General features: G+C 59.7%; 21 protein-coding genes and 1 other RNA gene. 12 read left to right on the top strand and 10 right to left on the bottom strand.

Going from position 1 to position 24,142, the window contains the following annotated elements; all coding sequences use genetic code 11:
• Positions 1–36: 36 nt before the first annotated feature.
• The 11 genes from arnB to WA302_RS07315 all read left to right on the top strand — a co-directional run bounded on the left by arnB (position 37) and on the right by WA302_RS07315 (position 12,091).
• The gene (gene arnB / locus WA302_RS07265; protein WP_025302623.1) at positions 37–1,191 is read left to right on the top strand and encodes a UDP-4-amino-4-deoxy-L-arabinose aminotransferase; all 1,155 of its coding nucleotides are present in this window, start codon (positions 37–39) and stop codon (positions 1,189–1,191) included.
• Positions 1,178–2,158, top strand: a complete 981-nt coding sequence (gene arnC, locus WA302_RS07270; protein WP_025302624.1) for an undecaprenyl-phosphate 4-deoxy-4-formamido-L-arabinose transferase — start codon at positions 1,178–1,180, stop codon at positions 2,156–2,158. The genes arnB and arnC overlap by 14 nt, the downstream gene beginning before the upstream one ends.
• Complete coding sequence (gene arnA / locus WA302_RS07275) at positions 2,158–4,140, top strand: bifunctional UDP-4-amino-4-deoxy-L-arabinose formyltransferase/UDP-glucuronic acid oxidase ArnA (protein ID WP_049210229.1); 1,983 nt, start codon at positions 2,158–2,160, stop codon at positions 4,138–4,140. The genes arnC and arnA overlap by 1 nt, the downstream gene beginning before the upstream one ends.
• Positions 4,137–5,042 (top strand): 4-deoxy-4-formamido-L-arabinose-phosphoundecaprenol deformylase, encoded by a 906-nt coding sequence (gene arnD, locus WA302_RS07280; RefSeq protein WP_043143382.1) that lies wholly within the window; start codon positions 4,137–4,139, stop codon positions 5,040–5,042. The genes arnA and arnD overlap by 4 nt, the downstream gene beginning before the upstream one ends.
• Positions 5,039–6,703, top strand: coding sequence for a lipid IV(A) 4-amino-4-deoxy-L-arabinosyltransferase (gene arnT / locus WA302_RS07285; RefSeq protein ID WP_025302627.1), 1,665 nt, complete (start codon positions 5,039–5,041; stop codon positions 6,701–6,703). Before arnD ends, arnT begins: the two co-directional genes overlap by 4 nt.
• Positions 6,700–7,044: a 4-amino-4-deoxy-L-arabinose-phosphoundecaprenol flippase subunit ArnE gene (gene arnE / locus WA302_RS07290; protein ID WP_025302628.1), complete on the top strand. Its 345-nt coding sequence runs from the start codon at positions 6,700–6,702 to the stop codon at positions 7,042–7,044. The genes arnT and arnE overlap by 4 nt, the downstream gene beginning before the upstream one ends.
• A complete protein-coding gene (gene arnF, locus WA302_RS07295; protein ID WP_049205166.1) occupies positions 7,041–7,433 on the top strand; it encodes a 4-amino-4-deoxy-L-arabinose-phosphoundecaprenol flippase subunit ArnF in 393 nt (130 codons plus the stop codon). The genes arnE and arnF overlap by 4 nt, the downstream gene beginning before the upstream one ends.
• Before the next feature lie 176 nt (positions 7,434–7,609).
• Positions 7,610–8,074, top strand: coding sequence for an NlpC/P60 family protein (locus tag WA302_RS07300; protein WP_016927954.1), 465 nt, complete (start codon positions 7,610–7,612; stop codon positions 8,072–8,074).
• Positions 8,075–8,133: 59 nt separating this feature from the next.
• A complete protein-coding gene (locus tag WA302_RS07305) occupies positions 8,134–9,147 on the top strand; it encodes a lipoate--protein ligase A (protein WP_025302630.1) in 1,014 nt (337 codons plus the stop codon).
• 512 nt (positions 9,148–9,659) lie between these two features.
• Positions 9,660–10,391 (top strand): EAL domain-containing protein, encoded by a 732-nt coding sequence (locus WA302_RS07310; RefSeq protein WP_043143424.1) that lies wholly within the window; start codon positions 9,660–9,662, stop codon positions 10,389–10,391.
• 257 nt (positions 10,392–10,648) lie between these two features.
• Positions 10,649–12,091 carry a protein adenylyltransferase SelO gene (locus tag WA302_RS07315; protein WP_025302632.1) on the top strand — a complete coding sequence of 481 codons (1,443 nt, stop codon included), beginning with the start codon at positions 10,649–10,651 and terminating at the stop codon, positions 12,089–12,091.
• Positions 12,092–12,124: 33 nt separating this feature from the next.
• On the opposite strand, the gene WA302_RS07320 is transcribed toward WA302_RS07315, so the two are convergent.
• From WA302_RS07320 to ppsR, 9 genes are all read right to left on the bottom strand, one after another.
• Positions 12,125–12,910, bottom strand: coding sequence for a heme ABC transporter ATP-binding protein (locus WA302_RS07320; protein ID WP_049209408.1), 786 nt, complete (start codon positions 12,908–12,910; stop codon positions 12,125–12,127).
• On the bottom strand, positions 12,903–13,907 hold the full coding sequence (locus WA302_RS07325) for a FecCD family ABC transporter permease (RefSeq protein ID WP_025302634.1): 1,005 nt from the start codon (positions 13,905–13,907) through the stop codon (positions 12,903–12,905). The genes WA302_RS07320 and WA302_RS07325 overlap by 8 nt, the downstream gene beginning before the upstream one ends.
• Positions 13,907–14,737: a heme/hemin ABC transporter substrate-binding protein gene (locus WA302_RS07330; protein WP_319869506.1), complete on the bottom strand. Its 831-nt coding sequence runs from the start codon at positions 14,735–14,737 to the stop codon at positions 13,907–13,909. Before WA302_RS07330 ends, WA302_RS07325 begins: the two co-directional genes overlap by 1 nt.
• The gene (locus WA302_RS07335; RefSeq protein ID WP_025302636.1) at positions 14,734–15,771 is read right to left on the bottom strand and encodes a hemin-degrading factor; all 1,038 of its coding nucleotides are present in this window, start codon (positions 15,769–15,771) and stop codon (positions 14,734–14,736) included. Before WA302_RS07335 ends, WA302_RS07330 begins: the two co-directional genes overlap by 4 nt.
• Before the next feature lie 66 nt (positions 15,772–15,837).
• Positions 15,838–17,880 carry a TonB-dependent hemoglobin/transferrin/lactoferrin family receptor gene (locus tag WA302_RS07340; RefSeq protein WP_261456321.1) on the bottom strand — a complete coding sequence of 681 codons (2,043 nt, stop codon included), beginning with the start codon at positions 17,878–17,880 and terminating at the stop codon, positions 15,838–15,840.
• A 94-nt stretch (positions 17,881–17,974) separates the two neighbouring features.
• Positions 17,975–18,157 (bottom strand): hemin uptake protein HemP, encoded by a 183-nt coding sequence (gene hemP / locus WA302_RS07345; protein WP_043141213.1) that lies wholly within the window; start codon positions 18,155–18,157, stop codon positions 17,975–17,977.
• A gap of 171 nt (positions 18,158–18,328) precedes the next feature.
• A complete protein-coding gene (locus WA302_RS07350; protein ID WP_025302639.1) occupies positions 18,329–18,814 on the bottom strand; it encodes a glutathione peroxidase in 486 nt (161 codons plus the stop codon).
• A gap of 106 nt (positions 18,815–18,920) precedes the next feature.
• Positions 18,921–19,967, bottom strand: a complete 1,047-nt coding sequence (locus WA302_RS07355) for a 3-deoxy-7-phosphoheptulonate synthase (protein ID WP_004931381.1) — start codon at positions 19,965–19,967, stop codon at positions 18,921–18,923.
• A gap of 197 nt (positions 19,968–20,164) precedes the next feature.
• Entirely contained in the window at positions 20,165–21,025 is an 861-nt protein-coding gene (gene ppsR, locus WA302_RS07360) for a posphoenolpyruvate synthetase regulatory kinase/phosphorylase PpsR (RefSeq protein ID WP_161781785.1), read from the bottom strand.
• Positions 21,026–21,494: 469 nt separating this feature from the next.
• On the opposite strand from ppsR, the gene ppsA reads away from it, so the two are divergent.
• Entirely contained in the window at positions 21,495–23,873 is a 2,379-nt protein-coding gene (gene ppsA / locus WA302_RS07365; RefSeq protein ID WP_261456322.1) for a phosphoenolpyruvate synthase, read from the top strand.
• Positions 23,874–23,982: 109 nt separating this feature from the next.
• On the opposite strand, the gene rprA is transcribed toward ppsA, so the two are convergent.
• Positions 23,983–24,092, bottom strand: an RNA gene (rprA, locus tag WA302_RS07370) — antisense sRNA RprA.
• Between the last annotated feature and the right edge of the window lie 50 nt (positions 24,093–24,142).

A 24,142-nucleotide genomic window follows, 5' to 3' on the forward strand; every position in this document is an offset into this window, starting at 1 on the left:
GTCATCAAAAGCAGCTCGATACGTTTGGGGTTAACTATGGATCAATTTTTGCCTTTCTCTCGTCCGGCCATCGGCGATGAAGAAATCGCCGCGGTAGAGAAAGTGTTGCGCTCCGGTTGGATCACCACCGGGCCGCAAAACCAGCAACTGGAAAGCGACTTCTGTTCCACCTTCGGCTGTAAGCACGCCATCGCGGTCAGTTCCGCCACGGCGGGCATGCACATCACGTTAATGGCGCTTGGCGTCGGCCCTGGCGACGAAGTCATCACCCCTTCGCAAACCTGGGTCTCCACCCTCAACATGATCGAGCTGCTGGGCGCCACGCCGGTGATGATCGATGTTGACCGCGATACGTTGATGGTCAGCGCCGCCGACGTCGAGGCTGCCATCACCCCGAATACCAAAGCGATTGTTCCGGTGCATTACGCCGGTGCCCCCCTGCAGATGGATGCGCTGCGCGCCGTGGCCGAACGCCATGGTCTGCCGCTGATCGAAGACGCCGCCCACGCGGTCGGCACGCGCTACAACGGCGAATGGGTCGGCGCGCGCGGCACGGCGATTTTCTCTTTCCATGCGATCAAAAACGTGACCTGCGCCGAAGGCGGCCTGATCGCCACCGACGACGATGCGCTGGCGGATCGCCTGCGTTGCCTGAAGTTCCACGGTCTGGCCGTCGATGCCTTCGATCGCCAGCAGCTTGGCCGCAAACCGCAGGCCGAAGTGGTGGAACCGGGGTACAAATACAATCTGTCCGACATTCACGCGGCGATCGCCGTGGTGCAACTTTCGCGCTTCGCCGAGCTGAACGCGCGTCGCAAGGCGCTGGCGCAGCGCTACCTGAGCGCGCTGGAAGGCTCGCCGTTCCAACCGTTGGGCGTGCCGGATTATCCGCATGACCACGCCTGGCACCTGTTTATGGTGCGCGTCGATCCCGAGCGCTGCGGCCTCGATCGCGACCAGCTGATGGAGCGCCTGAAAGAGGTTGGCATCGGCACCGGGCTGCATTTCCGTGCCGCGCACACCCAGAAATTCTACCGTGAGCGCTATCCGCAGCTGTCGTTGCCGAATACCGAATGGAACTCGGCGCGGCTGTGCACCTTACCGCTATTCCCTGATATGACCGACGCCGACGTGGATCGCGTGGTCAATGCCTTGTCTTCTGTTGTGGAGTCTTTACGTGTCTCGCGTTGAACCGATTAAAAAAGTGTCGATAGTCATCCCGGTATACAACGAGCAGGAAAGCCTGCCGGCGTTGCTGGAACGCACTACTGCCGCCTGTAAGCAGTTATCTCAACCCTATGAAATCATCCTCGTCGACGATGGCAGCAGCGACAATTCCGCCGACATGCTGACTGCGGCGGCGGAAAAGCCGGACAGCAACGTGGTCGCTGTCTTGCTGAACCGCAACTATGGCCAGCACTCGGCCATTATGGCCGGTTTCAATCAGGTGACCGGCGATTTGGTGATTACGCTGGACGCCGATCTGCAGAACCCGCCGGAGGAGATCCCTCGTCTGGTCAGCGTGGCGGAAGAGGGCTATGACGTGGTGGGCACCGTGCGCGCCAACCGTCAAGACTCCTGGTTCCGCAAAAGCGCCTCGCGCGTGATCAATATGATGATTCAACGCGCCACCGGCAAGTCGATGGGGGACTATGGCTGCATGCTGCGTGCCTACCGTCGTCATATCGTTGAGGCGATGCTGCACTGCCATGAGCGCAGTACCTTTATCCCGATTCTGGCGAACACCTTTGCCCGTCGCACGACCGAGATCGACGTGCGTCACGCCGAGCGCGAGTTTGGCGACTCCAAGTACAGCCTGATGAAGCTGATCAACCTGATGTACGACCTGATCACCTGCCTGACCACTACGCCGCTGCGTTTGCTCAGCGTGGTCGGCAGCATCGTGGCGCTGTCCGGGTTTGTGCTGGCGCTGGTGCTGATTGCGCTGCGTCTGCTGCTCGGCCCTGAATGGGCCGCCGGCGGTGTGTTCACCCTCTTCGCCGTCCTGTTCACCTTTATCGGCGCCCAGTTTGTCGGCATGGGGCTGCTGGGTGAATACATCGGCCGCATCTATACCGACGTGCGTGCGCGTCCTCGCTATTTTGTTCAGAAAGTGGTCGGTGCACAGCAGGACCACAATACTCAGGAAGAAGAATGATGAAAGCTATTGTATTTGCTTACCACGATATTGGCTGCGCAGGTCTGAAAGCGCTGACTGAGGCGGGTTATGACGTGCAGGCCGTATTCACGCACACCGACGACCCTGGTGAGAACAATTTCTTCTCCTCCGTGGCCCGTTTGGGCGCCGAATTGGATCTGCCGGTCTATGCGCCGGAAGACGTAAATCACCCGCTATGGGTTGACCGCATCCGCGCACTGCAGCCGGACGTGATCTTCTCGTTCTACTACCGCCACATGCTGAGCGACGAGATCTTGTCGCTGGCGCCGCAGGGCGGTTTCAACCTGCACGGTTCGTTGCTGCCGCACTACCGTGGCCGCGCCCCGGTGAACTGGGCGCTGGTGAATGGCGAAACCGAAACCGGCGCCACGCTGCACAAGATGGTGAAACGCCCGGATGCCGGCGACATCGTCGGTCAGCAGAAAGTGACCATCGCAGACAACGACACCGCGCTGACGCTGCACAAAAAAGTGCTGGAAGCCGCGCAGGTCGTGTTGCAAGAGCAGCTGCCGAAGCTGAAGAACGGCACCGCCACCTTCACCAAGCAGGATGAGTCTCAGGCCAGCTACTTCGGCCGCCGCACCGCAGCGGACGGCGAGATCCTGTGGCACAAGTCCGCCAAAGAGATCAACAACCTGGTACGCGCCGTCACCGAACCGTACCCGGGCGCATTCAGCTACCTCGGCCAGCGCAAGCTGATCGTCTGGCGCTCCCGCGTGCTGGATACCCAACATGATAAACAACCGGGCACCGTGCTGAGCACCTCGCCGCTGGTCATCGCCTGTGGCGAAGGCGCGCTGGAGATCGTCGCCGGCCAGAACGACAGCGGTCTGTACGTGCAGGGCAGCCGCCTGGCGCAAGAAATGGGCATCGTCACCGACGTGCGCCTGGCCGCCAAGCCGAATGCCGTGATGAAACGCCGCACTCGCGTGCTGATCCTCGGGGTTAACGGCTTCATCGGTAACCACCTGACCGAACGCCTGCTGCGTGACGATCGCTACGACATCTACGGCCTGGATATCGGCTCTGACGCCATCAGCCGCTTCCTCGACAACCCGCGTTTCCACTTCGTGGAAGGCGACATCAGCATCCACTCCGAGTGGATCGAGTATCATATCAAGAAATGCGACGTGGTGCTGCCGCTGGTGGCGATCGCGACGCCGATCGAATACACCCGTAACCCGCTGCGCGTGTTCGAGCTTGACTTCGAAGAGAACCTGAAGATCGTTCGCGACTGCGTGAAATACAACAAGCGCATCATCTTCCCGTCCACCTCAGAAGTGTACGGCATGTGCGACGACAAAGAGTTCGATGAAGACCATTCGCGTCTGATCGTCGGGCCAATCAATAAACAACGCTGGATCTACTCGGTCTCCAAACAGCTGCTGGATCGGGTGATCTGGGCTTACGGCGCCAAAGAAGGCCTGAAGTTCACGCTGTTCCGTCCGTTCAACTGGATGGGGCCGCGTCTGGATAACCTGGACGCCGCGCGCATCGGGTCTTCCCGCGCCATCACCCAGCTGATCCTCAACCTGGTGGAAGGTTCGCCGATCAAACTGATGGACGGCGGCGCACAGAAACGTTGCTTCACCGACATCAACGACGGCATCGAAGCGCTGTTCCGCATCATTGAGAACCGTGATGGCCTGTGCGACGGCCAGATCGTCAACATCGGCAACCCGACCAACGAAGCGAGCATCCGCGAGCTGGCGGAAATGCTGCTGGAAAGCTTCAACAACCACCCGCTGCGCGACCGCTTCCCGCCGTTTGCCGGCTTCAAGGACGTGGAGAGCAGCAGCTACTACGGTAAAGGTTACCAGGACGTCGAGCACCGCACGCCGAGCATCAAGAACGCTCACCGCCTGCTGGGCTGGCAGCCAACCATCGAGATGAAGCAAACCGTCGCCGATACGCTGGACTACTTCTTGCGCACTACCGTTCAGGAAGGGAACGGTGCATGAAGAAAGTCGGTCTGCGGGTTGATGTAGATACCTTCAGCGGCACCCGTGAAGGGGTGCCGCAGTTGCTGGACCTGTTCGACAAGTACGACATTCAGGCCAGCTTCTTCTTCAGCGTGGGACCGGACAACATGGGGCGCCATCTTTGGCGCCTTTTGCGTCCGAAATTTCTGTGGAAAATGCTGCGTTCGAACGCCGCCTCGCTGTATGGGCTGGATATTCTGCTGGCTGGTACCGCCTGGCCGGGGCGCAACATTTCACGCGCGCTGGGGCCGCTGATGAAGCGCACCGCCGAAGCCGGCCATGAAGTCGGGCTGCACGCCTGGGATCACCAAGGGTGGCAGGCCAAGGTTGGCAAGTGGAGCGAAGCGCAGCTGACCGAACAGGTGCAGCGGGGCGTCGACGCACTGAGCGCCAGCACCGGCCAGCCGGTGAAATGCTCCGCCGTGGCGGGCTGGCGTGCCGATACGCGCGTGCTGGAGGTCAAGCAGCGCTTCGGCTTTCATTACAACAGCGATTGCCGCGGCACCCATCCGTTCCGTCCGGTGCTGAGCGACGGGCGCCACGGCACGGTGCAGATCCCGGTGACGTTGCCGACCTTCGACGAAGTGATCGGCAGCGAAGTCAGCATGGCCGACTTCAACGACTACATTCTGCGCGCCATCGAGAACGATCGCGGCGTGCCGGTGTACACCATTCACACCGAAGTGGAAGGCATGTCGCAAGCGGCGATGTTCGAACAGTTATTGCAACGCGCACGGCAGCAGGGCATCGAATTCTGTCCGCTTAGCGCGCTGTTACCACAAGATTTGGCGTCACTGCCGTTGGGCCGCATCAAGCGTGCTCCTTTCCCCGGCCGCGAAGGTTGGCTGGGCTGTCAAACCGATGTGAAGGACGTTACATGAAGGCGCTAAAAGGATCCTGGGCCATTCTGCTGGCCGTTTTTTTTGCTCTGGTTTACCTGATCCCGCTTAACGGCCGCCTGCTGTGGCAGCCGGATGAGACGCGTTATGCCGAGATCAGTCGTGAAATGCTGCAGCGCGGCGATTGGGTGGTGCCGCACCTGCTGGGGCTGCGTTATTTCGAAAAGCCGGTAGCGGGTTACTGGTTCAATAACATCAGCCAGTGGCTGTTTGGCGAAAACAACTTTGCGGTGCGTTTCGGCTCGGTGTTCAGCACCGGCATGACCGCGCTGCTGGTGTTCGCGCTGGCGATGCTGATGTGGCGCAATGCGCGCCGCGCCAGCCTGGCGGCGCTGATGTTCCTGTCGATGGTGCTGGTGTTCAGCATCGGCACCTACAGCGTGCTGGATCCGATGATCTCGCTGTGGCTGGCGGCGGCGATGGTCAGTTATTACCTGACGCTGAAGGCCTCCTCGGTCAAGGGAAAACTGGGCGCTTACGCACTGCTGGGCTTGGCCTGCGGCATGGGCTTTATGACCAAGGGCTTCCTGGCACTGGCGGTGCCGGTGATCGCGGTGATCCCGATCGTTATCCAGCAACGCCGCATCAAGGATCTGCTGTGCTATGGCCCGGTGGCGATCGTGACCGCGACGCTGCTCAGCCTGCCGTGGGCGCTGGCGATCGCGCAACGCGAACCCGACTTCTGGAATTATTTCTTCTGGGTCGAGCATATTCAGCGTTTCGCCGAAGATAATGCTCAACACAAGGCGCCGTTCTGGTATTACCTGCCGGTTCTGCTGGCGGCTGTGCTGCCTTGGCTGGCGCTGCTGCCCGGCGCGCTGCTCAAAGGTTGGCGCGAGCGCGTGCAGCGCCCGGAGCTGTTCTTCCTGCTGAGTTGGGCGATGATGCCGTTGATCTTCTTCAGCATCGCCAAAGGCAAGCTGCCGACCTACATTCTGCCGTGCATGGCGCCGCTGGCGCTGCTGATGACCGCCTATGCGGAAGACTATGCCGCCACGCTGCGCGCCAAGCTGTTCAAGGCCAATGCCTGGTTGAACGGCCTGTTCGGGCTGATTGGCATCGTGGCGCTGGTGGTGTTGAGCTCCGGTCTGCTGCCGAAAGCGCATCTGTTTACTCCCCAAGAGTGGCCGAAAGTGGTGCTCGGCCTGATCGCCTTCGGTGGCTGGCTGCTGTTCGCACTGGTTTCCGCACGCGATAACGGCCGCCAATGGCGCTGGGCGGCGGCTTGCCCGGTGTTGCTGTGCCTGGTGATCGGTTACGCCATCCCGCAACAGGTGACCGATTCCAAGCTGCCGCAAAACTTCGCCCGCGCCACGATGGCCGAGCTGGGCGACAGTCGTTACGTGCTAAGCGACAGCGTTGGGCTGGCGGCCGGCCTGGCCTGGGAGCTGAAGCGCAGCGACGTGCTGATGTACAGCCAGAAAGGCGAGGTGGCCTATGGTCTGGAGTATCCGGACGCCAAAGGCCACCTGATCAGCGATGCCGATTTCCCGCAGTGGCTGGCGCAGGCGCGTAAGCAGGGGAACGTATCGTTGGTGCTGCAACTGTCACGTGGCGAAGCGCTGCCGCAGGAGCTGCCTGCCGCAGACAAGGTGGATCGCATGAACCGCCTGGTGCTGATGTGGTATAAACAGCAACCATGATCGGTTTTCTGTTGGTGATAGTGGTCAGTCTGCTCACCTGTGGTGGGCAGCTGTGCCAGAAACAGGCGGCGCACTGTTGGGAACGGGCGGGCGAGGCGCGGCTGAAACAGACGCTGCGCTGGCTGGCGCTGGCGGTGCTGCTGCTGGGGCTGGGCATGGCGGTGTGGCTCAATGTGCTGCAACGTCTGCCGCTCAGCCTGGCTTACCCGATGCTCAGCCTGAACTTCGTGATGGTGACGCTGGCGGCGCGCTGGCTGTTTCATGAGCCGACGACCGCTCGCCACTGGTGCGGCGTGGCGTCGATTATGCTGGGGATCCTGCTGATGAGCGTGCATTCATGAAGGGCTATGCCTGGGGCGCCGCCAGCGTACTGCTGGTGACGCTGGCGCAGTTGCTGATGAAGTGGGGCATGGTGCAGATCCCGCTGATGTCGTTCGCCGATGTCTCGTTGGCGTTGATCGGCAATTACTGGCTACCGCTGCTGGCGGTGGGCGGCGGCATCTTCGGCTATGCGCTGTCGATGCTGTGTTGGTTTTTCGCGCTGCGCCATCTGCCGTTAAATCGTGCTTATCCTCTGTTGAGCGTTAGCTACGCGCTGGTCTACCTGGCGGCGGTGATCCTGCCGTGGTTTAACGAGTCCGCTACGCTGCTGAAAACGTTGGGCACGCTGTTTATTCTGTTCGGCGTCGGGCTGATTAACAGCAAATCCGAGACAAAATCGCCGGAATAGGGGCTAAACCGGCGATCCTGCTATTATCTCCCTCATGGCGCTTGCCTTTTTCCCCGTGCGGGAGATAAATTAACGCCCAATAGCGCTCTCCTTACGTGGTGCCGGCTTTGCCTCGCAGGTGGTGTGGTGGTGTACCGGATGGCATAATGCGGCAACGTGTTCAATGAAGGGATATTATGCGGATGCGTGTGTGGTTTTTATTAGCCAGTTTGATCCTCGCCGGTTGCAGCAGCCATGCGCCGCCGCCCAGCGGCCGCCTGGCGGATTCTATCGTGGTGGTGGCCCAACTCAATGAACAACTGCGCCAGTGGTACGGTACGCCATACCGTTACGGCGGCCTGGATCGCGGCGGCGTAGATTGCTCCGGCTTTGTTTACCGCACGTTCCGCGATCGCTTCGACATGCAACTGCCGCGTTCGACCGAAGAACAAACCTCGCTGGGTACCAAGGTTTCGCGTGATGAGTTGATGCCGGGCGACCTGGTGTTTTTCAAAACCGGCGGCGGTGAGAACGGCCTGCACGTCGGCATATACGATACCAACGACCAATTTATCCACGCCTCGACCAGTCGCGGGGTGATCCGCTCCTCGCTCGATAACGTCTATTGGAAGCGTGTGTACTGGCAGGCGCGACGCATTTAACCTTAACCCGTTGATTTGGTGTATCATGGCGGCATCTCGTGTTTTGAACGGTGCCTGCCATGAACAGCCTGCGTTTACTGATCTCCGACTCCTACGATCCCTGGTTCAACCTGGCAGTGGAAGAGTGCATCTTCCGCGAAATGACCACGCAAAAAATTCTCTTCCTGTGGCGCAATGCCGAAACGGTGGTGATTGGTCAGTCGCAGAACCCCTGGAAAGAGTGCAATACCCGGCGCATGGAGCAGGATGGCATTCGGCTGGCGCGGCGCAGCAGCGGCGGCGGGGCGGTATTTCACGACCTGGGCAATACCTGCTTCACCTTTATGGCCGGCAAGCCGGGCTACGACAAGAGCGTCTCGACCGACATCATTCTGCAAGCGCTGCGGGAGCTGGGCGTGGCGGCCAGCGCATCGGGGCGTAACGATCTGGTGATGGAAACCGCCGACGGGCCGCGCAAAATATCCGGCTCGGCCTATCGAGAAACGCAGGATCGCGGTTTCCATCACGGTACGCTGCTGCTGAATGCCGATCTGGAACGGTTGGCGGACTATCTCAATCCGGATCCCAAAAAGCTGCAGGCCAAGGGGATTACCTCGGTGCGTTCGCGCGTCGCGAATCTGGCGGAGTTTTTGCCGGATATCAGCCATGCGCAGGTATGCGACGCCATCGTACAGGCCTTCTTCGCCCACTATGGCGAGACGGTCGAGCCGGAGATTATTTCGCCGGACGTGTTCCCCGATCTGCCCGATTTTGCCGCGCAGTTCGCCAAACAGAGCAGTTGGGAATGGAATTTTGGCAAGGCGCCGGCGTTCAGCCACTTGCTTAACGAGCGTTTCGTCTGGGGCGGCGTAGACTTGTTCTTCGATGTGGAGAAGGGGGCGATTGTTCGCGCGCAGGTGTTCACCGATAGCCTGAATCCCGCTCCGCTGCAGCGGTTGGCGGACATGCTGGTGGGCTGCGCGTACCGCAGTGAGCCCGTCGCCGCCTGCTGTGACCGACTGATGGCGGAGTATCCTCAACAGGCGGCCGAATTAGCCGAGTTGCGGCAATGGCTGAGCGAAACGATCCGTTAGCCGGAGTGGGAATGGTGAAGGGGATGAGCGTGCTCATCCCTTTTTTTATCGCTGAAATCGGCGTTTAGCAGGGGCGTAGCGCAGATTTTCTGAAAATCAAGATGGGCACTTTTTTACATTTTCAATGCCGAGAATAACGGGCGGAATTGATGCGTTATTAAATTTAATCAGTCGTCGTTAACGGTAGGAAAAATCCGCGTTAAGGAGGAAAGATTATTTTACTTTATTTAAGATTTTTCTTAAATAAAACAAGGGAGATAAGTCAAATTTAGCCGCCAATCCATTCAACTTAAGCCAAATACCTTTCCACATAACGCGTTTGGCGGTCGCTATGGCATAAGTCAGGCTGCTTTTCTTTGCGCCTTTCACGATTGTCGTATAGCTTTAATCTATCAATTAAATGATATTTCATGGGCATTTACATTGATATTTCCGATTAATCCCAGAGGGATTGATCGATAAAATATATTGATATACGATGATACGCTAGCCATTCATCCTGTGGCATTAAAATGAACATCCAACTCGAAGCTGACTTTATTAGTAGCTATGTTTTGCAACCTGTTTACTCAATGGAGGGCGGGCTGTTGGCGGTTGAAATGTTGAGCCGTTTCAACAGTCTCGACGGTGATTTAGCCATGCCGGCCGAAATTGGGATTAATTTATTGACGTCTGAACAAAGGATTGAGTTATTTAATGAGCAATTGAAACTTGCGGAGCAGCATGCGGCTTGGTTTACCGGTAACAACGTGCAGTTGACCATCAATATCGAAGAAACCATCGTCGAACTTATTCTTTCTGATTCGGCGTTATGTCAACGGATCGGGCAATATCCTTTTATTGCATTTGAAATCAGTGAGAGTTTTCCGAATCTTTCGGCCGGGAAGAACAACCCGAGCGTGCGGCGATTAAGCGAAATGTTTTCGCTGTGGCTCGATGATTTCGGTTCCGGTAAAGCCACGTTGACCGCGCTGTACGATGGTTTGTTTGACTATGTAAAGATAGACAAGCGTTTTTACTGGCAGCTGTTTACCCATCAGGGATATGACGTGGTCATCGACTCGTTGTTAAAGAATATCAACCTGTTATGTAAAGGCGTAATCGTCGGAGGAATAGAGAAAAAAGAGTACTTTAATAAACTCAGATACGCCGGTGTTTTAGGCCTGCAAGGTTTTTTATGGCCCAGCGTTGGTGTGGATAATCTGCAAGCTTTGCTGGCGAGGCCCAGCGAGTTCAATAATTAAGAAGTGATATAAAAAACTACACACAATGAGGTAAATAATGCACGGGGTGAGGTTACTGTGATCCCGTCGCCGTTATTCGCCATCGCTTTATGCTGATAACTGCGTTTGTCAGCCGACGTTAAAGCGCGTTTCCTCAGCTGAGGGGCAACGCCAAACTCCCCGCATCCGCCCTGGTGACAGGCGGATGCGTTCTCCCTGCATTCCTTCGGTGTTAATCCGCCCGTTCAGGCTCTACACTACGCTGAAACGGAGGGCCTATGCCGCAGTTCGATAACGCTTACTACCAACAGTTACCCGGTTTCTACACCGCCCTGAACCCGACACCGCTCAAGGATGCACGCCTGCTGTACCACAGCGAGCCGCTGGCACGCGAGCTGGGGCTGGATGAAAGCTGGTTTACCCAGGATAAAACTCCCATTTGGGCGGGAGAATCGCTGCTGCCCGGCATGCAGCCGCTGGCACAGGTGTACAGCGGCCACCAGTTCGGCGTGTGGGCCGGGCAACTGGGTGATGGCCGCGGCATTTTGCTGGGCGAACAGGTCATGGCGGATGGCAGCCACCGCGATTGGCACCTGAAGGGGGCCGGGCTAACGCCATATTCACGCATGGGGGATGGCCGCGCGGTGCTGCGTTCGGTTATCCGCGAGTTTCTTGCCTCTGAGGCGCTGCACCATCTGGGGATCCCCACCACCCGAGCGTTGACTATCGTCACCAGCCAGCAACCGGTATATCGCGAGCAGCCAGAACGCGGCGCCATGCTGATGCGAGTGGCGGAAAGCCATGTGCGCTTCGGCCACTTCGAACACTTTTATTACCGTAAACAGCCGGAGCAAGTGCGGCAGCTGGCGGATTTCGTCATCGCCCGTCACTGGCCACAGTTGCAGGATCTGGCTGAGCGTTACCTGCTGTGGTTTACCGACGTGGTCGAACGCACGGCGCGTTTGATCGCCCATTGGCAAACCGTCGGTTTCGCCCACGGCGTGATGAACACCGACAATATGTCGATTCTCGGTATCACCATCGATTACGGCCCTTATGGCTTCCTGGACGACTACCAGCCCGGCTATATCTGCAACCACTCCGATCACCAGGGGCGTTACGCCTTCGACAATCAGCCGGCGGTGGCGCTGTGGAACCTGCATCGCCTGGCACAAACCCTGTCTGGGTTGATGACCACCGAGCAGCTGCAGCAGGCGCTGTCGGCATATGAGCCGGCGCTGATGCGCGCCTACGGTGAACAGATGCGCGCCAAACTCGGCTTCTTCACGCCGACGGCGCAGGATAATGACGTGCTCACCGGTCTGTTGAGCCTGATGGCGCAGGAAGGGCGGGACTATACCCGCACGTTCCGCTTGTTGAGCGAGACCGAACAGCAGCAGGCGCAGTCGCCGCTGCGCGACGAGTTTATCGACCGTGCGGCGTTCGACGCCTGGTATCAGCAGTATCGTCAGCGCTTGCAACAGGAACAGGTCAGCGATGCGGAACGGCAACGGGCGATGAAGGCGGTGAACCCGCGCCTGATCCTGCGCAACTATCTGGCGCAGCAGGCGATTGAGGATGCGGAGAAAGACGACGTGGGCCGTTTGCAGCGGTTGCATCAGGCTCTGCTGAGACCGTTCGACGATGCGCCGGAGTATGACGATCTTGCTGCGCTGCCGCCGGATTGGGGCAAACATCTGGAGATTTCCTGCTCCAGTTGAGATGAAAAAGGGCGCCTCATGGCGCCCTTGATGTTATTGACGTAGATAGACCTGCGGCAGAGACACTTCGGGATGATGCACCACGCCGAGATCGGCCTGATACCAGCGGGTGAGGATCTCCGTCTGCAGGACCTCTTGCGGCGTGCCGCTCGCCACCAGGCGGCCCTGATGCAACAGCAGGATCCTATCGGCGTACAGCGCCGCCAGATTGAGATCGTGCAGCACGCAGCAGACGCCCAGCGGCTGTTGACGTGTCAGCGAGCGCAGCAGGCGCAGGGTGTGCTGCTGGTGATACAGATCCAGCGCCGAGGTCGGCTCGTCGAGAAACAGCCAGGCGGGAGACGGTTGCGGTTGCCACAGCTGCGCCAACACCCGCGCCAACTGCACCCGCTGCTGTTCGCCACCGGACAACCGGCGGTAATCGCGCTGCGCCAGCGCCAGGCAGTCGGTTTGTTCCATCACCTGTTGGATCGCCTGATGCTCGTCGCGTTTGCCGTGCGGCGATCGCCCCATGCTGACCACTTCTTCCACGCTGAAGGGAAACGCCAGATCGCTGTATTGGCGCATCACGGCTCGGACTTTGGCCAACTGCTGCGGCGCCCAGTGTTCCAGCGGGCGGTCGAGCAGCCGGCATTCGCCGCAGTCCGGCGTCAGATAGCCGGTCAGCAAGCGCAGCAGCGTCGATTTGCCGGCGCCGTTAGGGCCGATAATCGCCACCATCTCACCGCTGGCGAGGCTGAGTGAAACGTCGTTGATCAAGCGGCGCGTACCGAGGCTGTAACGCAGCTCTTGGGCTGTCAGGCAGGCGGCGTTATCCACCGGTTCGCTCCCGCTGGCGCATCACCAGCCATAAGAAGTAAGGACCGCCGATCAGGCTGGTCATCAAGCCTACCGGCATTTCGGCCGGCGCCACCAGTGTGCGCGCCAGCGTATCGCTGACCAGCAGCAGGCAGGCGCCGCCCAGCGCGGAGCAGGGCAGTAGCCAGCGGTGATCGCCGCCAAGGCGCATGCGCACCAGATGTGGCACCACCAGACCGACGAAGCCGATCACGCCGCTCATCGCTACCGCCGCGCCGATCAGCAGGGCGCTCAGCAACAGCAGCTGCAGCTTGGCGCGTTGGACGTTCACCCCGAGGTAGTGGGCCTCTTCGTCCCCCAGCTGCAACAGATTCAGCCGGCGCGCCTGCAACAGCGTCAGCAGCGCCGTAGGCAGGATCAGCGAGGCGGAAACGGCCAGCGTCGGCCACTGCGACTGGCTGAGGCTGCCCATCATCCACAGCGAGAACTGGCGCAGCTGTTGATCGCTGCTGACGTAGGAGAGCACGCCGATGGCCGCCATGCACAGGGCGTTGATGGCGATGCCCGCCAGCAGTAGCCGCGACAGATTGCCGTGTCCGCTGCGGCTGATGCCGTAGATCAAAAGCGATACCAGCAGGCTGCCGAGGAACGCCGCCAGCATATGGCCGTATAGCGCGATCGTCACCGGCAACGCCAGCGGCATCACGATGAACAGGGCGACAAACAGGGCGCCGCCGCTGCTGATGCCCAGCAGGCTCGGATCCGCCAGCGGGTTGCGGAACAGCCCCTGCATCACCGCGCCGGACACTGCCAATGCGCAGCCGATCACTACTGCCAGCAGCACGCGCGGCAGACGAATGTTCAGCCAGATGTGCCAGGCGGCGTCGCTGAAGGGTTCGCGCCACAGGGTGCGAAACGACAGCGTCAGCGCGCCCAGGTTGGCGGCGACCAGCGCCAGCAGCGTCAGCAACACCAGCAGGCCGATGATGGCCAACTGAGGCGAGGTGCGACTGCGCATTACTTTTGCTCCGCCGCGTGGCGCAGTTTGGCCAGCGCCGCCGGCGTTTCCAGACCGAAGCCCAGCAGCGCCATGTCATCGACGATCAGTACGCGGCGCTGCTTGCCCGCCGGCGTCAACGCCAGGCCCGGCAGCGTCCACAGCTGCTGTTCGCCGCCGAGGGTGCGCACGCCGTCGGTGGTGACCAGCAACAGATCCGGCGCGCTGGCGATGACGCCTTCCTGCGACAGCGGACGGTAGCGGTCAAAGCCCTGCATGGCGTTTTTCAGTCCGGCGGCGGCGATCACCGCGTCGGCGGCGGTGTGTTGCCCGGCAGCCATCGGCGTAATGCCGCCGTGGCTCATCACGAACAGCACCTTGACCGGCAGCGGAGAGGTATCGACCGCCGCCAGCTGCTGTTGATAGCGCTCGCTCAGCTGTTTGCCTTGCTCAACGCGTTGCAACGCGGCGGCGATCGTAGCGATTTTCTGCGGCACCGCCTGCAGGGTGGTGTCACCCGGCACGCTGACCACGTTGACGCCGCTGTCCGCCAACTGTTTGAGCACCAGCGCCGGCTGCGCCAGCTCGGTCGTCAGCACCAGCGTCGGTTTCAGCGCCAAAATGCCTTCGGCGTTCAGTTGGCGCATGTAGCCGACGTCCGGCAGCTTTTTCACCGCCTCCGGATGCAGACTGGTGCTGTCACGGGCGATCACGTCGTCGCCGGCGCCGAGCGCGAAGGCGATTTCCGTCACGTCGCCGCCGATCGAGACGATGCGCTGCGCCGCCGCCGCGGTGAGCGGCAGCGCCAGCGTCATCATCAGCGTCAGGCGGCGGATCAAGGAAGATTTCATGCGGCGATGTCCTTGGCGGCGAGCGCGGCAACCTGCTCGCGCCACTGGGTTTGTTCCGGCTGCCCTTCGGTACGCTGGCCATACAGCTGCGCAATCTGCGTGCCATCGGCGGCGAACAGCTCCAGGCTGGTGACGATGCCGTCCTTGGTCGGTTTGCGGGTGATCCAGCTTTCGGCGATGGCGCCTTCAATCAGGTGCAGCGTGAAGCGGCGGTTGAACACGTTGATCCAGCCTTCCTGCGGCATCAAACGTTCGATCTGGCCGGTGAAGATCTGCACGCAGCCGCGGTTGCCGACGAAGATCATGATCTCGTTTTGCTGCTGCTGCGCCGCTTGCAGCAGCTGCGACAGCGCGCTGTTGTCTACCTGATAGGCCAGATCGTCGCCGACGGCGCGGAACGCCTGCTGACGCGTGAGCTTATTGCGGCTCAGCAGCTGGAAGAACTGGTGAACGTCGGTCATCGCGCGCCATTCACCGTCGATTTTGGCATGATCCTGCGTCGTTTCATCCGCGGTGCTCACCTCGGCGGGTTGCAGCGCCAGCGCCGGGTTTTCTTCGCTCAGGTGGCGCTCCACCAGCGCCATCCAGGCCGGCAGATCGGTCTCTTCGGTGGTGTAGACCTTGTGCAGCGCATCGCCCTGTTGGTCGAAGAACTGGATGCTGTGGCGCACGCCGCGTTTGTTGGTTTCGCTCATAGCGAAAACGCTGGTCCAGTGGTTGAGGAACAGGCGCAGATCCAGCTCGCGCGGGTTGAGGATCAGCCCGGCGTGGCCGTTGAGGTGCTGGTTGCGGTAGCGGCCCATCTGCTCATGCACCGCATAGCTGTTGCGGGTGATGGACTTGGTGACGCCGACCTGCTCAAGCTCGGTCAGCAGGGTGCGCGCGTCGGCCTGCAGGCGGCGCGTGTCGTGGCCGACGCGGGCGTGCGTCAGCTCCGCTTCGCTGACGCCAAGGATCGCCGCCAGATCGCGGGCGTATTTGCCGGGGTGGTCGATTTTGGCCTGTTGGTAGCGTTCGTATAGGGTATTGCTCATGCGGGATTCTCCTGCGCTGTAATGCGAACGGCGGACAACCGGGTTGTCCGCCAGATAGTCAAATGATTACCACTGGTAGCTGACCAGCAGTTTGGCGTTGCGGCCATCCTGCGGGACGCCCTGCGGCGAGTAATATTCTTTGTCGAAGGCGTTGCCCAGTACCACGGTGGTGGTCATGCCCTGCAGCCGATCGCGGCCCTTGTAGCTCAGATAGAAGTCGTTGACGCCATAGCCGCCTTGCTCCGGCGTCCCCGTTTGTACGCGGGTGGCGCGTTCGGCGAAGGTGGCGACCCAGCCGGCGGACAAACCGGTTTCGCCCAGCGGCACGTCCAGCGAACTGGTGACGGTATCCGGGCTGATGTCGGCCAGCCAATCGCCGCTTTTCGCGTTCAATTCGCCATTGCGAGACTTGTCCTTGCCGCGTGTGCGGTTGTAAGCCAGATCCCAGTTAAACCACTTGGTCTGGTAGTTCAGCGAGGTGTCCCAACCCCAAATCTTGGCGCGAGAGATATTCGCTGAGGCGGTCTGCGTGCGAGTGACATACATGAAGATGTAGTCTTTGGCGTCGGTATCGAAGTAACTGGCCTTGAATTGCAGGCTGTCATCCGCCAGCAGCAGATCGTCGAAGCGCAAGCCGAAACCGGCTTCGGTGGTGCTGGTGGTTTCCGGCCGCAGATTCGGATTAGGCACCCAATAGTTGCCGGGGAAGTGACGCGAATCGTTGTACATCTCGCCCATGGTCGGGGCGCGGAAGGCCTGGGAATAGGAGCCGAACAGCATCAGCCAGTCGGTCGGCGAGTAGCTCAGGGCCCCGCGGGACGACCATTTGTCGGCCTTGACGTCTTCGTGGCCCTGGCTGCTGCCTTTGTAATCGTCGTAGCGCGTGCCGGCCAGCACGGTGATCGGAATGTCGCGCAGAGTGATTTCATCCTGCAGCCAGCCGGAGGCGAAGTTGATCTTGGCCTGCGGGAAACTGGTAGTGGCGCCGCCCGGCTGCTGTTTCTGTTCATACACTTCGGAGCCGTAGGTCAGCAGGTGTGACGCAAAGCTATCGGCGAACAGACGCGTGCGGTTTTCCAGCTTGCCGCCGTTGGTGGTCTGCTTGCGGAATTCGTCGGTCGCACCGGCGTTGTGCGCATTGATTTTGACTTCCGAGGTGTACAGTTTCGCGGTGGCGTCCAGCCAATCCTGGCCGACCGGCTTGAGCTTATAGCTCAGAGCGGCATCACGCTGGATGGTGGAGCGGTTGGTCATCGGGTTGTCGCCCGAGCTGCCCGGCGTCTGCGGGTTTTTCGGCTCCTGGGCGCTGTTGTTGTAGTAGCGCAGATCGCCGCTCAATGACTGATTGTCGTCGATTTTCCAGGTGCCTTTTGCCAGCACGTTGCTGATGGTTTCGTCGTTAGGCGCATCGAAGCCGTTGCCCTGACGCAGATTACCGACGTCGCGGGTGCCGAACGACAGCAAACCGTCGAGGTTATCGGTCTTGCCGTAGGCGCTGGCGCCCATGCCCAGGCTGTGATCGCCGCTGCCGGCGGTGCCGTAGACGCGGAACCCGGTATCGTGGCCCGGCAGCAGCAGATCGGTGGCATCGACGGTCTCGTAGGCGATGACGCCGCCCAGCGCGCCGCTGCCATACAGCAACGCAGAGGGACCGCGCACGATTTCAATGCGCTTGACCAGCGCCGGATCGAGGAAGGTGCCGCCGATGTGGCCGGTATCGGTCCCCTGGCGGATGCCGTCAACCAGCGTCAGCACGCCGTTTTTGCCGTAGCCGCGCATCGTTACGTCCTGACCGTTGCTGCGCCCGGTGCCGTTCACGGTGATGCCCGGCACGCGGCGCAGCATATCGGCGGCCGAGGTGGCGGTCTGGCTTTCTGGCGAGTTGCCTTCGATGACCGTGACCATCATCGGCGCTTCAAAGCTGCTGCGTTGGTTGCCGGTGGCGACCACGGTCATGGTCTCGTCGGCGGCTTTGGCTTTTTTAGCCGGCACCGCGTTGGAAGAGGGTGTTGTGCTGGTGTTTTGTGCCAAGGCCACCGTAGGCAGAGCGCAGGCAATCGCCAGACTCAAAGCGGAAAAACGCAGCCGGGTGGAAAATGTCAGAGGCATGGTGCAACTCTCCGTATGTAATAAAACATATCAATAGATTTGCTGGCTGCCTGGATCAACCGATCGGGGTGGCTGGCGTTTGAGGGTTCTATGGTTATTTGGTCAGGATCAATTTCCCGGCTTTGGTTTGCCGCAGCTGATAGCGCTGGCCCTGATGGGTAATGAACGCGATGCCGTCGGTGCCGAGCAGCTGTGCGCTGTCGTAGCTGGGCGGCGCGTTTGCGCTGTGCTCGGTCGGGGCCGCGGCGGCGGGGGTAGGCGTGTTGGCAGTATCCATCATCATTGTGCTTATAAAACAGACCATTAAATGGTAATTAATATCAAACTGAGAATCATTATCATGTGAAGAAAAGGTTACATCAAGGAAAATTTTCTTACCGATGGAACCTTTTTGTCGAACGGACATCCGGCGGCGGGCCGAGCGCACTCGGCCCGTAAAAAAGGGGCGTTATTTCAGCAGGGTTTCGATGCGGTCAAACAAACGCTCGGGCTTAGTGATCGGCGCAAAGCGCGTGATACGCTGGCCGTCGGCGGTGAGCAGGAATTTGGTGAAATTCCACTTGATGCGGCGGCTGCCCAGAATGCCGGGTGCCAGGCGTTTCAGCTCATTGAACAGCGGGTGCGCGCCGGGACCGTTAACGTCTATCTTGCTGAACAGCGGGAAACTGACGCCGTAGTTGAGGCTGCAAAAGTTGGCGATCTCCAGCGGACTGCCCGGCTCCTGAGAACCAAACTGGTTGCAGGGGAAGCCGAGCACCACCAGGCCGCGTTCGCGATAGTATTGCCACAAATTTTCCAGCCCACGGTATTGCGGGGTGAAGCCGCACTTGCTGGCGGTGTTGACCACCAGGTAAGCGCGCGCCGGGAAATCGCCCAGCGTTTTTTGCTCGCCCTGCAGCGTGACGCAGGGGATGGATAACAGAGAGTGAATCATGCCGGGGCTCCCAGTGCGTTTCGGCGGGCGCTAAAGCGTTGCAATCAGTATAGATGAGCGGGGCAGAAGGAATAAAGCCGGGGGCGTGGCCCCGGCCTCTACTGGGTTAGAAACGGCTATCAACCGCATCCGCCAGCATCGCCAGCAACTGCTCGCTGTCGGACCAGCTCAGGCAAGGATCGGTGATCGACTGGCCATAGGTCAGCGGCTGGCCGGCGACGATTTTCTGCGTGCCTTCCACCAGGAAGCTTTCCGCCATCACGCCGGTGATGGCGGCGGAGCCGGCGCGGATCTGCTGGCAGACGTTGTCGGCCACTTCCAGCTGGCGACGGTGCATTTTCTGGCAGTTGCCGTGGCTGAAGTCGATCACCAGGTGTTCAGGCAGATCGAACTCGCGCAGGCTGTCACAGGCGGCGGCGATGTCGCTGGCGTGGTAGTTCGGCGTCTTTCCGCCGCGCATGATGATGTGGCCGTACGGGTTGCCGCTGGTCTGGTAGATGGTCATCTGGCCATGTTTGTCCGGCGACAGGAACATGTGCCCGGCGCGCGCCGCGCGAATGGCGTCGATGGCGATGCGGGTGTTGCCGTCGGTGCCGTTTTTGAAGCCGACCGGGCAGGAGAGCGCCGAGGCCATTTCACGGTGGATCTGGCTTTCGGTGGTGCGCGCACCGATGGCGCCCCAGCTGATCAGATCGGCGATGTATTGGCCGACGACCATGTCCAGGAATTCGGTGGCGGTCGGCAGGCCGAGCTGGTTCACTTCCAGCAGCAGGCGGCGCGCCATTTCGATGCCGCGGTTGACCTGGAAGGTGCCGTCCAGCGCCGGATCGGAGATCAGGCCTTTCCAGCCGACGACGGTACGCGGTTTTTCGAAGTAGGTACGCATCACGATTTCCAGACGATCCTGGTAGCGTTCGCGCAGGGCGTTCAACCGGCCAGCGTAATCGACGGCGGCGTCGAGATCGTGGATGGAGCAGGGGCCGATCACCACCAGCAGGCGGCGGTCTTCACCGGTGAGGATTTTTTCAATGCGTTTTCGTGACGCTGTCACGTTGTCGGCGACGGCCGCCGAGATCGGCAGCTTGTCTGCCAACGCTTGCGGCGTGACGAGGCTGTCGATGCGCGCGGTCCGCAGTTCATCTGTTTTGTGCATGTTGTTCCCTGGAAACTGTTCTTCTCTGCGGCAGGAGTGCCGGGAAGTGATGGCGATCACAATAACGCAAAAAGCGCTGAATTCAACCGTAGAGATTGTGTTCTGTTGATCAAAACCGCGAAAAAAAGCACAAAAAAATCAGCTGCTGTTGAAATAAACGGCAGGCGGCGGGGCACGGCGGCCCCGCGAGAAAATGATCAGAACATGCGGCGACTCATACCGAGGATGTCGAGGATTTTGGTGGAAATCTCTTCGACCGAATAATTGGTGGTATTGAGGTAGCGGATCTGATTTTTGCGGAACAGCGCCTCGACCTCGGCGATCTCCATGCGGCACTGGCGTAATGAAGCGTAACGGCTGTTTTCACGCCGCTCTTCACGGATCGCCGCCAGGCGTTCCGGATCGATGGTCAGGCCGAATAATTTATGCTGAAACGGTTTCAGCGAGGCCGGCAGGTGCAAATTATCCATATCGTCGGCGATAAACGGATAGTTGGCGGCGCGAATGCCGAACTGCATCGCCAGATAAAGGCTGGTGGGGGTTTTGCCGCAGCGCGACACGCCGAGCAGGATCACCTGCGCCTGATCGAGGTTGCGCAGCGAAATGCCGTCGTCATGCGCCAGGGTATAGTCGATGGCGGCAATGCGCGCGTCGTACTTGCCGAGGTTGCTGGCGGTCAGGCCGTGGGTGCGGTTCGGCACCGGCGTCGGTTCCACTTCCAGCTCGCCCTGCAGCGGGCCGACCAGCGCCTGCACGATATCCTGGCAGAAGCCCTGGCTCTGCACGATCACATCGCGCACTTCCGGCGAGATGATGGAGTAAAACACCAGTGGCCGCACGCCGGTTTGATTATAAATATCATCGATTTGCTGGCGAACTGCGCGCGCGCGCGCCTCGGTTTCGACGAACGGCAGGGTAAAGGTGGTCGCCGTGACCGGAAACTGCGAAAGCACCGCGTGCCCCAACACTTCGGCGGTGATCGCCGTACCATCCGAAATATAAAAAACGCTTCTTTCCACCCGAGGCTCCTTACCTGAAAACGGTGTTCCTGCTGTCATCACTGTCAATATCATGGGCCGCGGACGATCCGTCGGTAAAGGGGGGAGGGAAAAAATTGTGACGGCGGGACGGTAAAGCGCTTTGCGCCGGCGCGTGAAGAAAAGCGCGTTTTGCCGGCGGTAAAAATTGTGGCGCAACGAGGTTTTTCGACGTTTTTCGACCCGAAACGTAAATTTGCCGTTATTTTCACCAAAAACGGTAGCGTTTGCGCGGTCATTAAAACAGAAGTTTAAAAAGAACGTAATTTGTTGAGAACTAAGCTTTTCGTGCGATTGGGAACGGTTCCCTGCCAAATCAGCCGGTTAGGACATTCTCTTAAAAACCACTTTCTTCAGTGGGTTGATCGATTCACCTTTCCATTTTCCTCAGATCAGTGTGCTAGTCTGATTCGGCTCCGTGTTAGCGGCGCCGTAAAGCAAGCGAATTAAATCCGTCTTTACCCTACTGATAGCAATAAGGATTGTCTCGATGTCCAACAATGGCCCAGACTTGCGTAATGTGCTTTGGTACAACCAGCTTGGCATGCACGACGTTGACCGTGTCGGCGGCAAAAACGCCTCCCTCGGTGAAATGATCACCAATCTTTCCGATTTGGGCGTGGCCGTGCCGAACGGTTTTGCCACCACCGCACAGGCGTTTAACGATTTCCTCGAACAAAGCGGTGTTAACCAGCGCATCTATCAGCTACTGGATCAGACCGACGTTGACGACGTTGCCCAACTGGCCAAGGCCGGCGCCCAGATCCGCCAATGGGTGATCGACACGCCGTTCCACGCCGAGTTCGAGCGTGAAATTCATCAGGCTTACCAACAGCTCGCCGACGGCGAACCGGAAGCTTCCTTTGCGGTGCGCTCCTCCGCCACGGCGGAAGACATGCCGGACGCGTCCTTCGCCGGCCAGCAGGAAACCTTCCTCAACGTGCAGGGCATCGACGCCGTAATGGTGGCGATCAAGCACGTGTTCGCCTCGCTGTTCAACGACCGCGCTATCTCTTATCGCGTGCACCAGGGCTATGACCACCGCGGCGTGGCGCTGTCGGCGGGCGTACAGCGCATGGTGCGCTCGGATCTGGCCTCCTCGGGCGTGATGTTCACCATCGATACCGAGTCCGGCTTTGATCAGGTGGTGTTCATCACCTCCGCCTTCGGTCTGGGTGAAATGGTGGTGCAGGGCGCGGTGAACCCGGATGAGTTCTACGTGCACAAACCGACGCTGCAAAAAGGCAAGCCGGCGATCGTGCGCCGCAACCTGGGCTCGAAAAAGATCCGCATGGTGTACGCACCGTCGCAGGATCACGGCAAGCAGGTGCGCATCGAAGACGTGCCGGAAGCGCAGCGCAGCCGTTTCTCGCTGACGGATGACGAAGTGCAGGCGCTGGCGCAGCAGGCGATCCTGATCGAAAAACATTACGGCCGCCCGATGGATATCGAATGGGCGAAAGACGGCCATACCGGCAAGCTGCTGATCGTGCAGGCGCGTCCGGAAACCGTTCGCTCCAACGAACAAACCATGGAGCGCTACCAACTGAATGGCACTAGCCCGGTGCTGGTGGAAGGCCGCGCCATCGGTCATCGCATCGGCGCCGGTCCGGTGAAAGTGATCCACGACATCAGCGAAATGGATCGCATCCTGCCGGGCGACGTGCTGGTGACCGACATGACCGACCCGGACTGGGAGCCGATCATGAAGAAGGCCGCCGCGATCGTCACCAACCGCGGCGGGCGCACCTGTCACGCGGCGATCATCGCCCGTGAGTTGGGCATCCCGGCGGTGGTAGGCTGCGGCCACGCCACCGATGTGCTGAAAGACGGCCAGAAAGTCACCGTTTCCTGTGCGGAAGGCGACACCGGCTTCGTTTACAGCGACATGCTGGATTTCAGCGTGCAGAGCTCCGAAGTGACCGAGCTGCCGGATCTGCCGCTGAAGATCATGATGAACGTCGGCAACCCGGATCGCGCTTTCGACTTTGCGCGTTTGCCAAATGAAGGCGTGGGCCTGGCGCGGCTGGAATTTATCATCAACCGCATGATCGGTGTGCACCCGCGCGCGCTGCTGGAGTTCGATCAGCAGACGCCGGCGCTGCAAAACGAAATTCGCGCGTTAATGCAGGGTTACGACCACCCGGTCGAGTTCTACGTTGGCCGCCTGACAGAAGGGATCGCGACGCTGGGTGCCGCCTTCTGGCCGAAGCGTGTGATCGTGCGCCTGTCCGACTTCAAATCCAACGAGTACGCCAACCTGGTGGGCGGCGATAAGTATGAACCACACGAAGAGAACCCGATGCTGGGCTTCCGCGGCGCCGGCCGTTACGTGGCCGACAGCTTCCGCGATTGCTTCGCGCTGGAGTGCGAGGCGGTGAAACGCGTGCGTAACGAAATGGGGCTGACCAACGTCGAAATCATGGTGCCGTTCGTGCGCACCGTGGCCCAGGCGGAAGCGGTGGTGGCGGAGCTGGCGCGTCAGGGGCTGAAGCGCGGTGAAAACGGGCTGAAAGTGATCATGATGTGCGAGATCCCGTCCAATGCGCTGTTGGCGGATCAGTTCCTCGAGCACTTCGACGGCTTCTCTATCGGTTCCAACGACATGACCCAGCTGGCATTGGGGCTGGATCGCGATTCCGGCGTGGTGTCGGAGCTGTTCGATGAACGCAACGAGGCGGTGAAAGCGTTGCTGTCGATGGCGATTCAGGCGGCCAAGCGCCACAGCAAATACGTCGGCATCTGCGGCCAGGGCCCGTCCGACCACGAAGACTTCGCCGAATGGCTGATGGAGCAGGGCATCGACAGCCTGTCGCTCAATCCGGACACCGTGGTGCAGACCTGGATTAATTTGTCGAAAAAGAAATAATGCCTCGGCATCGCTAAGGCATTAACGCCGGGCCGCAGTTAACGCTGCGGCCTTTTTATTTCTGAATGTAAATAACGGCGCGTAAAATAATCAATTTGGCGAAAAAAGAATAAAAAAAAGCCCACCGTAGGAGATGGGCAAAGACTACACACAGCAATTCACATGTATGGCATTACATTGTTCAGAAAGGTTGCTTTAAAATCAGTGATTTGAAGCAATAGATGGCCATAATACTAGATTTTTGAACACGACTAGTCATTAAGAATCAT

It is taken from the genome of Serratia sp. 201, from assembly GCF_037027545.1.
In the GTDB taxonomy this organism is placed as follows: Bacteria; Pseudomonadota; Gammaproteobacteria; order Enterobacterales; family Enterobacteriaceae; genus Serratia; species Serratia bockelmannii.

Excerpts from the sequence above, each read along its gene's own strand:
- arnE (WP_025302628.1), top strand. The coding sequence starts at position 6,700 with ATGATCGGTTTTCTGTTGGTGATAGTGGTCAGTCTGCTCACCTGTGGT.
- ppsA (WP_261456322.1), top strand. The coding sequence starts at position 21,495 with ATGTCCAACAATGGCCCAGACTTGCGTAATGTGCTTTGGTACAACCAG.
- arnD (WP_043143382.1), top strand. The coding sequence starts at position 4,137 with ATGAAGAAAGTCGGTCTGCGGGTTGATGTAGATACCTTCAGCGGCACC.
- ppsR (WP_161781785.1), bottom strand. The coding sequence starts at position 21,025 with ATGACAGCAGGAACACCGTTTTCAGGTAAGGAGCCTCGGGTGGAAAGA.
- WA302_RS07325 (WP_025302634.1), bottom strand. The coding sequence starts at position 13,907 with ATGCGCAGTCGCACCTCGCCTCAGTTGGCCATCATCGGCCTGCTGGTG.
- WA302_RS07330 (WP_319869506.1), bottom strand. The coding sequence starts at position 14,737 with ATGAAATCTTCCTTGATCCGCCGCCTGACGCTGATGATGACGCTGGCG.
- arnB (WP_025302623.1), top strand. The coding sequence starts at position 37 with ATGGATCAATTTTTGCCTTTCTCTCGTCCGGCCATCGGCGATGAAGAA.
- WA302_RS07300 (WP_016927954.1), top strand. The coding sequence starts at position 7,610 with ATGCGGATGCGTGTGTGGTTTTTATTAGCCAGTTTGATCCTCGCCGGT.
- WA302_RS07340 (WP_261456321.1), bottom strand. The coding sequence starts at position 17,880 with ATGCCTCTGACATTTTCCACCCGGCTGCGTTTTTCCGCTTTGAGTCTG.
- WA302_RS07355 (WP_004931381.1), bottom strand. The coding sequence starts at position 19,967 with ATGCACAAAACAGATGAACTGCGGACCGCGCGCATCGACAGCCTCGTC.
- WA302_RS07310 (WP_043143424.1), top strand. The coding sequence starts at position 9,660 with ATGAACATCCAACTCGAAGCTGACTTTATTAGTAGCTATGTTTTGCAA.
- hemP (WP_043141213.1), bottom strand. The coding sequence starts at position 18,157 with ATGGATACTGCCAACACGCCTACCCCCGCCGCCGCGGCCCCGACCGAG.
- WA302_RS07350 (WP_025302639.1), bottom strand. The coding sequence starts at position 18,814 with ATGATTCACTCTCTGTTATCCATCCCCTGCGTCACGCTGCAGGGCGAG.
- arnT (WP_025302627.1), top strand. The coding sequence starts at position 5,039 with ATGAAGGCGCTAAAAGGATCCTGGGCCATTCTGCTGGCCGTTTTTTTT.
- WA302_RS07335 (WP_025302636.1), bottom strand. The coding sequence starts at position 15,771 with ATGAGCAATACCCTATACGAACGCTACCAACAGGCCAAAATCGACCAC.
- WA302_RS07315 (WP_025302632.1), top strand. The coding sequence starts at position 10,649 with ATGCCGCAGTTCGATAACGCTTACTACCAACAGTTACCCGGTTTCTAC.
- WA302_RS07305 (WP_025302630.1), top strand. The coding sequence starts at position 8,134 with ATGAACAGCCTGCGTTTACTGATCTCCGACTCCTACGATCCCTGGTTC.
- arnF (WP_049205166.1), top strand. The coding sequence starts at position 7,041 with ATGAAGGGCTATGCCTGGGGCGCCGCCAGCGTACTGCTGGTGACGCTG.
- arnA (WP_049210229.1), top strand. The coding sequence starts at position 2,158 with ATGAAAGCTATTGTATTTGCTTACCACGATATTGGCTGCGCAGGTCTG.